Raw genomic sequence first — 14,469 nt, 5'->3', positions numbered from 1 at the left:
GCAGACGCACCGGGTGCGACGGACAAAAACTTTCAGCATCATCATTCGGTCTCCACACGTGACAATCGCGGAGATCAGGACAAAGCGGAGAAGAGAAAGGGCAGCGCCTCAAAGGCGCGACAGTTTCCGTTCCTACGCCGGCATGATCCGGATCAGGTTCAAGGGTCCGGCTCAACGCCATCTCAGCACCGTCTGGTGCTCCCCTCGGAATGGGTCGGAAACTGTCGTTTTTTTAGCTGGCTGTCAACGGCTCAGATGGTGCGGAGCTGTTCAAACAGGGTGACGTTGCCACTATCGGCGCGGTAGAAAACCGCGGGCCGGCCGAGTGGTGCTTCCACGGTAACCTCGTTTCCACCGCGATGATGCACGCCGCTCCACAGATGTACCCACTGGCCATCGCCCGGAAGATAGAGAGTGCGTTGCGCTTCTCCCGCTTTCCAGACAGGGGCCACCAGCATGTCGGGGCCATAGAGATAGCTGTCCTGAATGGCGTAAGTCTGCCGGTCATTCTCGTAATGCAGGAAAAGCGGGCGTTGCACCGGAAGCCCCGTCCTGGCCGCTTCGGCGGAGAGCGATTTCAGATAGGGGGCAAGCGCGACATAGACTGTCGTCATGCGGGCGAAATGGGCGAGAACCGCTTCATCCTGATCGATCTGCAGATTGTCACGCGGGCGGTTGCCCTCATGGGTGCGCATGACAGGCGTGAAGGCGGCCATCTCCGTCCAGCGCATGATGAGTTCCGCGGTGCGGACATTGCCGAACAGGCTGGTGTAACCGCCGATGTCGGAATGGTGATAGGCATTGCCCATGAGGCCGGATGAAAGCGCGCCGCAAATGACGGTGACAAGCCCATCATGACGGGAGAAGTCGACCGACTGGTCACCGCCCCAGATGAGGGGGCAATGGGCCTGCACTCCGGTGAAGCCTGCGCGCATGAAGAACAGCGTTTCGCCGGTCTTGTCGCGGCTTTCGACGGCTTTTGCATTGACCTCGGCCCACAGGGTGGGCCATGCATTGTGCATCAGCTTAGCGTCGACACCGTTGAAGAGCGTTATATCGATCGGAAGATATTCGCCGAAATCAGCCATCCACCCGGAAAGGCCGAAATCCAGCATGTTCTTGCCGATGATTTCTTCGGCAAACCAGTCGGCGGCAGCCGGATTGGTGAAATCGACCACGCCGCAATCGAACTCGCCGAAATCCACCAGCGCCGTTTTCCCTTCCGCATCCGTTGCGAAATAACCGGCCTGTTCGGCCACCGGGAAAAGCGGGCCGTCAACGCAGAGATAGGGGTTCACGTACCCCAGAAAACGGATACCCTGATCGGCAAGCTCGGCGATCTTCTGGCGCAGATGCGGATAACGGGTTTCGTTCGCCTGCCAGTCCCAGAACAGGCGTGCGCCGAAGGATGTCTGGCGAAGCCCCACCCAGTCCTCACACCACAGGCCCGACACCTGCGTTCCTGCTGCGCGGATTTTCTCCAGCCGCGCAAACGAATTGACGCCATCCTTTAATCCAATGATCGCGCCATTATATATCCATTCCGGCATTTGCGGCTGCCGTCCAAACCGTAGGGACAGCGCGGAGACGATATCGGTGAAACTGTCGCCGGCCAAAAATTCGATCTTCTCCGGGATGGCCCAGATTTCGATCTCGTGGAAATCGCCATTGCGGAAATCGAAGACCGAATAGGCGCTCGTTTCCACATGCAGCGCGTATCTACGCGACGAGAGATAGGTCGGCTGCGGATAGTTGGTGTTGTAATAATCACCGCCTGCCTTGCCGTTGACGTCAGACTTGAAGGTGATTTCGGTGGTCTTGTCGCGGCCAACGCCGGGCTCGGAGGTCCAGAGCGGAAAGCGCCGGCCGCGCATGTCGAAATAGGACATCTGCTCGCCGCCGCCCCAGACATGCTCGTCCGTTTCCGCAAAGACGCGCAGCCAGAGACGGTTGATGGTCTTGTCCAGCGCTGTCAGCAGGATGGCATTGCTTTCGAGTGTCAGGCGAAGGCGAGGGGTCTGTCCCGGTGCGGAGGAAAGCGTGACGCTGTCGCCGCTCACCTCGGCGTGGCGCAGGGCGGTTCGTTCGATGACGTAGTCTTCGATATCGAAATTGCCGCGATACATATCCATCCGCTCTTTGCCGAAACCGGCGAATAGGGCCGGCTCGTCGGGCGAATGGGAAAGGATGGTGCGGTTACCGATCGCAAGCGTAAATCCATCGTGGGTCTTTTCGAAATGCATGACTTAACCTTTTAGCCCTTGAGACCACCGGCGGTGAGGCCAGAGACAACCCGTTCCTGGAAGATGACGATGAGGATCGCGACCGGCACGATACCGACCACCAACGCTGCCGAAATGACCGGCCAGGGGAAAGCGAACTCCCCCTGATAAAGCTGGATGCCAACGGGCAGTGTGCGTAGCGCAGGGTTGGAATTGAAGGAAAGCGCCAGCAGGAACTCGTCCCAGGCATTCACGAAGGCAAGGATGCCTGCGGTGAAAACACCAGGCGCGCAAAGCGGCACGACGACCTTGAACAGCGCGCCGATGCGGGTGCAGCCATCGATCATGGCAGCGTTTTCGAGATCGCGCGGAATACTTTCGAAGAAGGAGACCAGCATCAAGGTGCAGACCGGCAGCGACAGCACCGTGTAGGGCAGGATCAGCGCCGTCCAGCTGTTGAGCAGATTGAGCGCCCGCATGATTTCGAACAGCGGCACAAGCAGCGTCACCAGCGGAAAGGTGGAAACGGCGATGATGAGCGACAGGATAAGCGCCCGGTATTTAAGGTTCAGCCGCGCCAGCGCGTAAGCCGCGAGCACCGAAATCAGGATGGTCAGTGCCGTTGAAAGCAGCGCCACCATGAAGCTGTTGAACAGGAAGAGGTGCAGCGGCTGATCCGAAAAGGCCTGCACGTAGTTCGCAAGTGTCGGCGCGTGCGGAAACCAGGTGATCGGCTTGACAGTCAGCTCCGCCTCGGTTTTCAGCGAGGTGAAGAGGATCCAGATAGCCGGGAAAAGGCCGTTTATCAGAAGAATGGAGGCCGCGATGAAGCGCAGCGGCTTGCCCGAGAAGAAAGAGGACAGACCGGAAGAGGTGGCAACGTTGCTCATGGGATCAGTCCTTCGTCCTGATGATACGGAGGTAAACGGCGGTGACGCACATGGAAAGCGCAAACATCATGACCGCTAAGGCCGAACCGTAACCGAGATCGAGGAAGGAGACGGTGTTCTGGTGGATATACATGGCAAGCGTCGTGGTGGATGTGCCGGGGCCGCCGCCGGTCATCATGTATGGAATATCAAAGGTCTGTAGCGCCGTGATCGTGCGGAAGATGAGGGCGACGATAATCGATGGCTTCAGAAGCGGCAGGGTGATTTCGAAGAACTGCCTGATCCTGCCAGCGCCATCCACATCCGCTGCCTCGTAAAGCGAGCGCGGGATGGTCTGCAACCCGGCGAGGATCATGAGCGCCATGAAGGAGGAGGTCTTCCAGATGATCGTCAGGCAGATGGCGGCAAAGGCCCAGTTCGGCGAGTTGAACCAGATGATGCCTTCAAAGCCCAGCCGGTTCAGCACGTCGTTGACCACACCATATTCATAATGAAAGAACCACGCGAAGATGAGACCTGCAAAGGAGAGCGGCAGCGCCCAGGGGATGAGAAGGGAAAGCCGCATTGGCCACTGCATGGAGAAAGGCAGGTTGGCGAGCAATGCGAGGCCAAGGCCCATGAACAGTGCGCCGGGCACGGTGATCAGCGTTATCAGCACCGTATTCCAGGTCGTTTCCCAGAAAATCGGATCGTCGAACATTGCCGTGTAATTTTCAAAGCCGATGAATTCCGCCGGCAGGCCCGAGGTCAGCGACAGGCTGAAGAAGCTCGTATAGACGAGCCGCGCCACCGGATAAACGATGATGAGCGAAAGCAGGATCGCCGCCGGTGCGAGTAGCAGCACGGCCAGCGACCGGTCGCCGAGATCGAGCCACCGCGTCCAGCGCGGCTGCGGTTTCTCGTCCACCCGAACCATGGTTCTTTCCGGCATTGTCACGTCTGCCACTCCCGCAACTGGATTCACGTCATCGTCTCCCGGTCGGACCGGTTTATGTCCGGCCCGTTTCGCGCCCTTGAGGCGCCTTTCATCCTGTCAGTCGAAACGGCCGGAAGGGGGGCGGTGCACACGCCGCCTTCCGGCCCGAAGCTTATCGCAGAACGCGCCGCAGACGACTTTCCATCTGCTTTGCGCCATCCTCCGGCGTCATGACGCCGGCGAGCACACCGTTGACCGTGGTGCGAATGGTCTCGCTGACCTCGTTGTAGCGCGGCGTCACCGGACGGGCCTTTGCTGTTTCGACGACCGGCAGGGCATCCGCGAACCACGGGATTGCCTTGGTCACGTCGGCATCCTTGTAGAGAGCGGCGTAGGTGGGCAGGAGCGCTGCATTGATGGCCATGAACTTCGAGACATCCTGACTGGAGAGATATTCGACAAGCTTCTTGGCTTCATCCTGCTGCTTGGAATAGGCGGACACGCCGAATTCCCAGCCGCCGAGGCAGGTCGTCTGCTCACCACCTTTGACGGCGGGAAGGCGGGCGACGCCGACCTTGTCGTTCACCTGCGATTCCTTGCCCTGGAAATGGGTCCAGGCATAGGACCAGTTGACGGCAAAGAGGACCTTGCCGGCCTGGAATTCCTTGCGGGTGTCGTCGGTCGCCACCTCCGAAATGTTCTTCTTGGAAATGCCTTCGTCGACAAAACTCTTCCAGAGCTTCAGCGAATCCACCGCCGCCTTATTGTCGAAGTTCAGCTTGCCGTTTTCAACCAGCGACTTGCCTTCGCTCCAGTAGGGCAGGAGGAAGGTGCAGACCGCGCCTTCGATCGCCTTGCCCTGGAAGGACAGGCCCTGAAGCTCCGGGTTCTTTTCGCCTTCCATGACCTTCTTGGACGCTTCCTTCAGCTCGTCCCAGGTGGTCGGCGGCTTGATGCCGTATTTATCCAGCAGGTCCTTGCGGTAATAGAGGAACATGGAGTCGGCGAAGGCTGGCAACGCCACGATCTTGCCATCCACCGTATTGGCTTCGGCATAGGTCGGCAGATAGGCGGACATGTCCTTGCCGGCAAAATCGCTGGTCCAGCCGGCTGTTGCAAATTGCGCGGGACGGATGACGTCGAGCATCAATACGTCGAGGCTCGAATCCTTGGCCGACATCACGGTGTTGAGATATTGCGCCTGCATTTCCGAGGTGTTGCCGCCGGTCTCGATGACCACCTTCACGCCCGGCGTCTTCGCCTCATATTGATCGAGCGCCTTGCGCCAGACATCCGGTTGATGCTGGCTGGAAACGAAGATCTTCAATTCGGCATCGGCAAAGGCCTGACCTGAAAAAGCGAGCACGGTTGCGCAGAGCGCAGCGCCCATGAAGGCTTTGCCCCTGGTAGATTTAAGTGTCATATGTTCCTCCCGTTATTAACCCTTGGCCGTGGCATTTTGCACGGCAATCAGTGGATCGAGCGCTCCGTTGTTGCGTCGAAAAGATGGACCTTGGACGGATCGACTCCGATCCGCAGTTCCTCGTTCGGCGTTGGCCGAAGCTGCGGCGGCATTCGTGCGGTCAGCGCCGCGTCGCCGAGGCTGAAATGGACGAGCGTGTCCGAGCCCAGCGGTTCCACAACCTGCACCTTCACGGCAAGCTGGCTGCCGAAGCCTTCGGCGGGGCCGAAATGTTCCGGGCGGATGCCAACGATGACGTCGCGTCCTTCCAGCCCCGTTTCGCGTGATGGCCGGATAGCCGCCATCGGCAGGGAATTGCCGTCGGAAAATGTCAGCCGGTCACCATTGACCCTGGCGCGGGCAAAATTCATCGCGGGCGCACCGACGAAACCGCCGACGAACACGCTTTCCGGGCGGTTATAAACCTCATCTGGCGTGCCGACCTGTTCGATATCGCCGCCGCGCAGGATGACGATGCGGTCCGCCAGCGTCATCGCCTCCACCTGGTCATGGGTGACATAGATGATGGTGGTGCCGAGCTGCTGGTGCAGGCGCTTGATTTCCGTGCGTACCTGTCCGCGGAGTTTAGCGTCGAGGTTGGAAAGCGGCTCATCGAACAGAAATACCTGCGGGCGGCGCACGATGGCGCGCCCCATGGCAACACGCTGGCGCTGGCCGCCGGAAAGCTGTCCAGGCCGCCGATCGAGAAGATGCTCGATGCCTAGCATCTTTGCCGCCTCATCGATGCTGGCATTGGCCTGCGAGGCGCTGACGCCACGCACCTTCAGGCTGAAGCCCATGTTTTCGCGCACCGTCTTGTGCGGATAGAGCGCATAGTCCTGAAACACCATGGCGATGTCGCGCTCGCGCGGCGGCAGCCGGTTGACGACACGGTCGCCGATCTTCACCTCGCCGCCAGTAATGCTCTCCAGCCCTGCGACCATGCGCAACGTCGTTGATTTGCCGCAGCCGGAAGGGCCGACAAATACGACGAATTCGCCATCGTTGATTTCAAGGTCGATGCCCTTGACGATGCGAAGCGCACCGTAACTCTTGTCCAGCTTGCGCAGGCTGACTGAAGCCATATTTTCCTCCTCACGACCGGCACGCCCGAAATTTCAATGGACGCAATAGCCGGGATCAACCTTCAAGTTCCCCGTACTGCATCTTCGAAAATCGAGCCCGATTGTCTGGCAGTAACGTGGGGTGGCGAAACGCCTGTCTCCCTGAGGTCGTGATATTACCTTTCACAAAAAGGAAATCAATAGTGTATCAATTTTATTTCTGACAGAAATCAAAAACTACTAAGTCATTGATTAAAAGAAATATATCCGCAAAATCGCCCGCTGGCGGGTAGTGGTTGGCTTGCCTGCCGTCAAATTCCGTCACTCCTGTAGATCACGCGAATTTTGCGCAGACTCAACGTATGCGAGAAACGTAGCGCGCCACGGTGTGGTCAAACCAGGTCCAGGAAACTTCTGCCACTGCACCATCCTGCGCCTGGCTGAGACGCAGGACGCGGGGCACGGATGCGCCTGCTTTCTGGCCGAACGCTTCGGGCGTCCATTCGGGCACTTCGCCGAGATCGACGCGATCCTCCGCCTTCGATATCCAGAGGTTGAGGCGAGTGCGGTAATAGAGGTAGAGAGATTCCGACATATTTTCGATGGTGATCGTGTCAACATAGGAACCATCAAGCCAGATTTCCTCGATGGCGGCCGGTTTGCCGGCAATGCGCCGCAGACGACGAATCCTGTGTCCTTCGGAGGAGGTGCCAAAAGCGGGCAGATCGACGGGCTTCGCTAGCCGGGTCACATCCAGAACCTCCGCTGTCGGCAGGCCGCCGCCCTCGATCAGTTCAAGCCGGAAGAAAGCGTAGACGCTTTGCGGATCGCTGACCGCGCGGATGTAGTTGCCGGAACCCTGTACGCGCTCCAGAAGGCCGCGCTCCTGCAATTCGGCGAGCGCCTTGCGTAGCGTACCGACGGCGATGCCGAGATCGGCAGCCATATCGCGCTCCGGCGCAAGCTTCTCGCCGTCGATCAGCCGCCCTGCTGACACCTCGCGCACCAGCATTTCGGCGATCTGCAGATACATGGGCAAACTGCCACCAGTGTGTCTCATATGCCGTTTCCTCCACCCGAAACAAAAATTGATACATCATTGATTTACATATTTCTTGATGTTATGCAAGAACAACGAGAGCGGCCCTGAGGAGGAATTGCATGACCGTCGTACCCGTTACATCCGCTGATCTCGATGCTGCCGAGGTCTCCTGGTTTTCCGCTTTGTGTTCCGATGATTACGCCTATCTCGGCGTGCCGGATGGAAGCCTGCGTTCCAGCTTCGAACATTGCTCGGATATCGTCAAAAAAGCTGAGGAACTTGGCTTCCGCAACATTCTCTGCCCGTCGTCCTATCAGGTGGGGCAGGATACGCTGAGCTTTGTCGCCGGCTGTGCGCCGATCAGCGACCGTATCAATTTCCTTGCCGCTATCCGCTGTGGCGAAATGCAGCCGATCATGCTGGCGCGTACGGTTGCCACGCTCGACCACATGCTGAAAGGCCGCCTGACCCTCAATGTCATCAGCTCGGACTTCCCGGGCGAAGTCGCCGACAGCGCCTTTCGTTACAAGCGCAGCCACGAGGTCGTCGAGATTTTGCGGCAGGCCTGGACCCGCGACACCATCGACCACGACGGCGAAATCTACCAGTTCAAGGGCGTATCGACCGAGCCGGCGAGACCCTACCAGCAGAATGGAGGCCCGCTTCTTTATTTCGGCGGTTATTCTCCGGATGCCCTTGAGCTCTGTGGCGCACAATGCGACGTCTATCTGATGTGGCCGGAGACGAAGGACCAGCTGGCGGACCGCATGCGCGCCGCCAACGAGCGCGCTTCCGCCCATGGCCGCACGCTGGATTATGGTCTGCGCGTCCATATGGTGGTGCGCGATACTGAAAAGGAAGCCCGCGAATATGCCGAACATCTGGTCTCCAAGCTCGATGATGAATATGGCCAGCTGATCCGCAACCGCGCCCACGATAGCGGTTCACTTGGCGTGTCGCATCAGGCACGGGCCCGTGAACTCGCTGACAAGTTCGGTTATGTCGAACCCAATCTGTGGACCGGCATCGGCCGGGCGCGCTCCGGCTGCGGTGCAGCACTTGTCGGCTCGACGGATCAGGTTCTTTCGGCGCTGGAGGATTACCAGAAGATGGGTATCCGCGCCTTCATCCTGTCCGGTTATCCGCATCTCGACGAGGCGGAACATTTCGGCACCAAGGTGTTGCCGCAGATGAAAACCTGCTCCCTGCCGCATGCCTATGGCCGGGTGCCTTCTGAAACGCCAGCGACGCCGCTCGGCAATGGGGAACGCCACTGATGGAACGTATCGCTCTTTCTGACACACTCGAACTCAGCCGCATCGTTTACGGCATGTGGCGCATTGGTGACGATGTAGACACCTCGCCGGCGCATGTACAGGCGAAGATCGAGGCCTGCCTCGCACAGGGCATCACAACGATGGATCAGGCCGATATCTATGGCGGATACACGGCAGAAGCCATTCTTGGCGCCGGATTGAAAGCCGCGCCAGGACTGCGCGACAAAATCGAAATCGTCACCAAATGCGGCATCGTCGCCCCGGCCGGCCGTCATGCTGCCGCCCGCGTCAAGCATTACGACACGACCGCGGTCCACATCAACGCGTCGGTGGAAGCGTCGCTGCGCGACATGGGAACGGATCACGTCGATCTGCTGCTCATTCACCGCCCCGACCCGCTGATCGACGCGGAAGAAACCGGCAAGGCACTTGATGCCTTGGTGGCGTCGGGCAAGGTCAAGGCGGTTGGTGTCTCCAATTTCCGCCCGTGGGATTTTTCGCTGCTGCAATCGGCCATGAGCAACCGGCTGGTGACGAACCAGATCGAAATGAGCCTGCTTGCCACCGATTCCTTCACGAATGGCGATCTCGCCTACCTGCAGGAAAAGCGCATTTCGCCCATGGCCTGGTCGCCGCTCGGTGGCGGTTCGCTGTTCTCAGGCGCGCATGGCGGTACCATGGCTGCCCTGCAGCGCGTCGGCAAGGAACAGGGCGTCGACGCGACGGCCGTCGCGATCGCCTGGCTGCTGCGCCATCCGGCAAAGATCGTTCCGGTGCTTGGCACCAACAATCTCGAACGCATCAAAACCGCTGCCGATGCGCTTCGCGTGACGATGGACCGCCAGACATGGTTTGAACTCTACACCCTTGCGATTGGAAAAGAGGTGGCGTGATGACAGTTGCAGAGGCAATCAAGATGCCCAATGAACATGTATTCGTTCCCGGCGGCGAAAACAGCCGCAGCTTTCGCAATGCGCTCGGCGCTTTCACGACAGGTGTTACGGTGGTAACAGCCACGACCCCGGAAGGCCCGATCGGCATGACGGTCAACAGCTTCGCATCCGTCTCGCTCGATCCGCCGTTGGTGCTGTGGTCACCTGCGAAAAGCTCGTCGCGTTATCAGGCCTTCAGCGGCGCGACCCATTTCGCCATTCATGTGCTGAGCGCCGATCAGGACGTGCTGAGCGCCCGCTTCACCCGCAACGGCCGTGCTTTCGATGATCTTGAATGGGAATTGAACGATGAAGGTGTACCGGTCATCCCCGGAACGCTGGCCCGTTTTGAGTGCAGGCAGGCGGCGGCGCATGATGCGGGCGATCACACTATCATCGTCGGCGAGGTGTTGCGCGCTGCCCATCGTGATGGTGATCCGCTGTGCTTTTCGGGTGGAGCCTTCGGACGGTTCGCCCGGCAGTAATCCTGCGATGTCATAAGCGCTTAATGCAAGATATCAGCTGCAGCCGCCCGCTTTTCACGGCACTCATCCAGCGTTCAAAGTAAACCCCTGTCCTAGTGACGTTATAGCTGGCGCTGACTTTCTAAAATGGCTTAATGCACTTGGTTCGGTGAAGAAATGATTCGCCGAATCATGGATATAGTGCGGCGCTCATTAGGGAAGTTTGAATGTCCGGTTGTTTCTGCCTCTTTTTGGATGGGGAAACCTCTCCGGAAAGTATTGCATGCAGGAAAGCTGCCGGGCGCCTTTCGGTGTTCGGCACAGGCTGGTTTTTGTCGATTCTTCTTTCCGTTAGCCTTGGTCAGAGTGCTTGTGCGGAAACCTTGAACTGGACCGGCGCTGGGGGCGGCAGTTGGTCTGCCTCGACGAACTGGGCGCCGTCAGCCCACGTGCCCGATGCCGGCGATGACGTGTTGATCAACAGCGATGGCCCGGTTGTCGTGGCCAGCACATCTGCCACGGCCAATTCCGTCACGGTCGGGCAGGTTTCGTCCGGTACTTTGGTTATCAATGGGAGCCTGTTATCAAATTCGCTCAGCCTTGGCGTCGCCGCGGGAATCGGTGGTACCGTCACGTTCTCGGGCGCGACCCTGCAAAACCAGGGTCTCTTATCGGTCGGCGGTAACGGCATCGGTACCCTCTCCCTGTTACATGGCAGCGCGGTCTCGACCGGGACCGTCTACATCGGCGAAGGGGCAACAGGGAACGGTTTCCTGACACTCGACAATTCGTCCAGTCTCGTTACGGCAGGCACGATCTTTGTGGGATACGGCGGCGGGTCCGCGCCCTCCGGCGGCGGAAACGGCGAGCTTAAAATTCTTGCCGGAAGCACGGTAGACAGCCAAAGGGCCATTCTGGGCGAGGGGGCTGGAACCGAAGGTGCCACGCTTATATCGGGCGCCGGCAGCCGCTGGACGGTTGGAGCCGACACCGTCATCGGCAATGCCGGTGTCAGCACACTCACGGTGACGGGCGGCGGAAAACTCCTCAGCGGAACGACAACCGTCATTGCCAATCTTTATTCCGCATCGGGAAGCGAAGTCACTCTTACCCGGCTCGGCTCTTCACTGGAAACCGGTCAATTGATCGTTGGAAATGAGGGCAGTGCTCGCCTGACTGTCGAGGCGGCGGCATCAGCGACCAGCGACAGCGCCATCATCGGACGCCATTCCACCTCCGTTGCGACGGTGACCGGCGACGGGTCCACCTGGGTCGCGGGCGATCTTCAGATCGGTGGCGATGTCGCCGACCCCGGCGGGGCTTCCGGTAACGGAACCTTGAATGTGACCGCCGGTGGCAAGGTTAATAGCACCGCCGCCCGGCTCGGCACTGTTGCCGGCGCGACCGGGGCAGCCATTATCGATGGCGAGGGATCGGCCTGGACTGTCGGCAGTGGCGGCCTTGCGATCGGCGATGCCGGCACCGGATCGTTGGCCGTAACGGGTGGCGGCATCGTCGGCAGTCAAGCCGTCGTACTCGGCAACAGTGCCGCCAGTACCGGCTTCGCCCGGATTTCCGGCGTTGGCAGCACGTTGCGCAGCGAGGGTGACATCATCGTCGGTCGCGGTGGCAATGCCATGATGTCGGTTGAAGCAGGGGGGGCTGTCGAGAGTAGAAACGGTGTCGTCGCTGCGCTCGGCGGTTCGTCGTCATCGGTCACTGTTACCGGCGGTGGCTCCAGCTGGACGATGACCGGTACCTTGATCGCCGGTTATCAGGACACGGCTTCTGCCGAGGTTACAGCCAGCGCCGGCGGAAATATCCGGGCAGGGGAGGTGGTCCTGGGAGATCTTTCGGGCTCATCGGGAACGATGACCATCATGGGTGCCAGCTCGAATGTAACGGCTTACGTCGATAGCGGGCTTGGGGCTTCCGGCCGCATGACGGTCGGACAATCCGGTTCCGGCGGTTTGACTGTGACGAATGGTGCGTCGCTCAATGCCTATCTGTTTTCCGTGGGTTCTTCGGCGGGGTCTGATGGGGCCGTCCTCGTCAACGGCATCGGCTCGCGCGTCTCCGTTGGCGACACCTTGGTCATCGGCGCTGCGGGGAACGGCAGCGTTGAAGTAACCGGCGGCGCAGCGCTCGCGGCGCCTACCATCCTCATTGCGTCGTCTGCTGGTTCGGCTGGCGTCCTGAATGTCGGCGCAGCTTCCGGACAAACGGCCCGTTCGGCCGGCACCATTGACGCTCAGGCGATCAGCTTTGGAGCCGGCGCTGGCCGGATCGTTTTCAATCACTCGCAGACGGCGTACCTCGTAAAAGCCGATATTTCGGGAGCGGGCAGCGTTGTTGCTGAAAATGGCGTGACGACGCTTGCTGGAAACAACAGCTATTCCGGCGGCACCACGATATCTGGCGGTACCTTGAAGGGAATCGCTGGAAGTTTTGGCTCCGGCGAGATCGCCAATGACGCGGCGCTGGTCGTGGATGGCGCCGGCAGGCTTTCGAATGCGATTCACGGCACGGGCAGTTTCGAAAAGACTGGCGCAGGCAACCTCGAACTCTCGGCCGTCAGCACTTATCTGGGTCCGACGACAGTCTCAGGCGGAAAGCTGAGCGTCAATGGCTCGTTGGCGAGCGCGGTTTCAGTGGTCGACGGCGCGGCGCTCGGCGGTACGGGTACCGTTGCCGGCCTTTCCATCGGTCCGGGCGGGACGCTGGCTCCGGGTAATCCGCTTGGAACGTTGACATCGACAGGCGACGCTACATTCGCTGCGGGCGGCAAATATGCGGTTGATATAGATACCGCCGGGAATTCCGACAGGCTTGCTGTGAACGGTACCGTAACAATCGCCAATGATGTAACCCTCGTCGTCACGCCGCTGACGAACCGATCTGCTTTCAGTCTGAATACGCGCTACCAGATACTCACTGCGACGGGTGGCATAACCGGCGCTTTTTCCCGCATCGATGAGAGCTTTGCCTATCTGACCGCTACCATCGCAAAGAGCGACGACACTGGCACCGCTTATCTGTCGTTCAGCCCGGCATCGTCGGCCCCCGGATTTCTTGCCGCGCAAGCGACCACGGCCAATGCGCGAGCCGCGGCCAACGCCGTTGAGGCCCTCGGAGAAAATGCAGCCCTGTATCGGTCCGCCATTTTCCTTCAGGGCGGTGAAACGCAACTGGCATTTTCGCAGCTTGCCGGAGAAATCCACCCGTCTGTTGCCATGACCTTGATCAATCGCAGCAGCCAAACCCGGGACGTCATTCTAGAACGGCTGCGCCGCGCTTTCGACAGCATCGATGCGCGGCCAATCATGCCCGTCGCTTTTGTGAAGGACGACGGGGGCCTCTTGTTCGAGGAAGAAGGATCGCCGAGCTTCTGGACTAGCGGTTTGGGATCGCGTGGACGTGTTGATGGCGATGGCAATGGCTCATCGGTTGATAGCAAGGGCGGCGGCATTCTGTTCGGACTTGATGGTGAGCTCGGGAAAAGTTGGCGCGCTGGTGTGGCGGGCGGTTACAGTCACGAGAGGATCGAGCAGAAGACATTTGCTGCTTCAGCAGAGGTCGACAGTTATTTTGTGGCTGCTTATGCGGGCACGATGATCGGGCCTGCGTCTCTGCGGTTTGGGGCGATCCATGCTTTTCAGGATATGGATACGCGCCGCTCGGTCTCTTTCTCGACACTGAGCGAAAACCTCTCCGCCAGCTATGGCGGCTCGACGTCGCAGGTCTTTGCCGAAGCAGCCTGGCGTTTCGATTTTGATCTGACCCATGTCGAGCCCTATGCCAACATCGCCTACGTAAACAGCCGCACCGGAGATTTTGGCGAAAAAGGCGGGATCGCCGCAGTATCCTCAGCATCGGCACGCTACGATCAGCTTTACACGACGCTCGGCGCGCGCATCACGAGGGATGTCGCGCTGGAAGGCATGCTTGGCCGCGCAATGTTCGATCTCGCCTGGCGTCACAATTATGGCGACACTGACATGAACAGCAGCCTTTTCTACGAAGGCGGCGAGGCGTTTTCGGTCGTGAGCACGAGAGGTTCGCGAGACGCAGCAACACTTAATCTGGGGCTAAGCTACGATCTCACGCCATCGGCTACGTTGACATTCCGTTATGGTGCAGTTTTCGGCGCTGGGCTGCTAGATCAGTCCGCTGCCGCCGAACTTGGGGTTCGCTTTTGAT

At 59.5% G+C, this 14,469-nt stretch carries 10 protein-coding genes and 1 riboswitch; of the genes, 4 read left to right on the top strand and 6 right to left on the bottom strand.

Annotated elements, in window-relative coordinates; all coding sequences use genetic code 11:
• Positions 1–112 precede the first annotated feature (112 nt).
• A riboswitch (TPP riboswitch) is annotated at positions 113–215 on the bottom strand.
• Positions 216–251: 36 nt separating this feature from the next.
• The 6 genes from BLU28_RS12480 to BLU28_RS12455 form a co-directional block, all read right to left on the bottom strand.
• Complete coding sequence (locus tag BLU28_RS12480) at positions 252–2,243, bottom strand: alpha-glucosidase (RefSeq protein WP_022563680.1); 1,992 nt, start codon at positions 2,241–2,243, stop codon at positions 252–254.
• Between the two features lie 11 nt (positions 2,244–2,254).
• A complete protein-coding gene (locus tag BLU28_RS12475) occupies positions 2,255–3,112 on the bottom strand; it encodes a carbohydrate ABC transporter permease (protein WP_006698545.1) in 858 nt (285 codons plus the stop codon).
• A 4-nt stretch (positions 3,113–3,116) separates the two neighbouring features.
• On the bottom strand, positions 3,117–4,028 hold the full coding sequence (locus BLU28_RS12470; protein ID WP_034498202.1) for a carbohydrate ABC transporter permease: 912 nt from the start codon (positions 4,026–4,028) through the stop codon (positions 3,117–3,119).
• Positions 4,029–4,200: 172 nt separating this feature from the next.
• Positions 4,201–5,451, bottom strand: coding sequence for an ABC transporter substrate-binding protein (locus BLU28_RS12465; RefSeq protein WP_022563682.1), 1,251 nt, complete (start codon positions 5,449–5,451; stop codon positions 4,201–4,203).
• A gap of 47 nt (positions 5,452–5,498) precedes the next feature.
• Positions 5,499–6,575 (bottom strand): ABC transporter ATP-binding protein, encoded by a 1,077-nt coding sequence (locus BLU28_RS12460; RefSeq protein ID WP_006698542.1) that lies wholly within the window; start codon positions 6,573–6,575, stop codon positions 5,499–5,501.
• A gap of 334 nt (positions 6,576–6,909) precedes the next feature.
• On the bottom strand, positions 6,910–7,614 hold the full coding sequence (locus BLU28_RS12455) for a GntR family transcriptional regulator (RefSeq protein WP_022563683.1): 705 nt from the start codon (positions 7,612–7,614) through the stop codon (positions 6,910–6,912).
• A gap of 101 nt (positions 7,615–7,715) precedes the next feature.
• Between BLU28_RS12455 and BLU28_RS12450 the strand changes: the two genes are divergently transcribed.
• The 4 genes from BLU28_RS12450 to BLU28_RS12435 all read left to right on the top strand — a co-directional run bounded on the left by BLU28_RS12450 (position 7,716) and on the right by BLU28_RS12435 (position 14,468).
• Complete coding sequence (locus tag BLU28_RS12450) at positions 7,716–8,873, top strand: LLM class flavin-dependent oxidoreductase (RefSeq protein ID WP_004438724.1); 1,158 nt, start codon at positions 7,716–7,718, stop codon at positions 8,871–8,873.
• A complete protein-coding gene (locus tag BLU28_RS12445; protein WP_006698539.1) occupies positions 8,873–9,766 on the top strand; it encodes an aldo/keto reductase in 894 nt (297 codons plus the stop codon). The genes BLU28_RS12450 and BLU28_RS12445 overlap by 1 nt, the downstream gene beginning before the upstream one ends.
• Complete coding sequence (gene smoA / locus BLU28_RS12440) at positions 9,766–10,290, top strand: NADH-dependent FMN reductase SmoA (protein WP_006698538.1); 525 nt, start codon at positions 9,766–9,768, stop codon at positions 10,288–10,290. The genes BLU28_RS12445 and smoA overlap by 1 nt, the downstream gene beginning before the upstream one ends.
• Before the next feature lie 206 nt (positions 10,291–10,496).
• Positions 10,497–14,468 (top strand): autotransporter domain-containing protein, encoded by a 3,972-nt coding sequence (locus BLU28_RS12435; protein ID WP_077986402.1) that lies wholly within the window; start codon positions 10,497–10,499, stop codon positions 14,466–14,468.
• Position 14,469: the final 1 nt, after the last annotated feature.

It is taken from the genome of Agrobacterium pusense, assembly GCF_900102105.1.
GTDB classification, from domain to species: domain Bacteria; phylum Pseudomonadota; class Alphaproteobacteria; order Rhizobiales; family Rhizobiaceae; genus Agrobacterium; species Agrobacterium pusense.
Note: the sequence above shows the minus strand (reverse complement) of the source record. Positions and strands in the feature narration are given on the sequence as shown.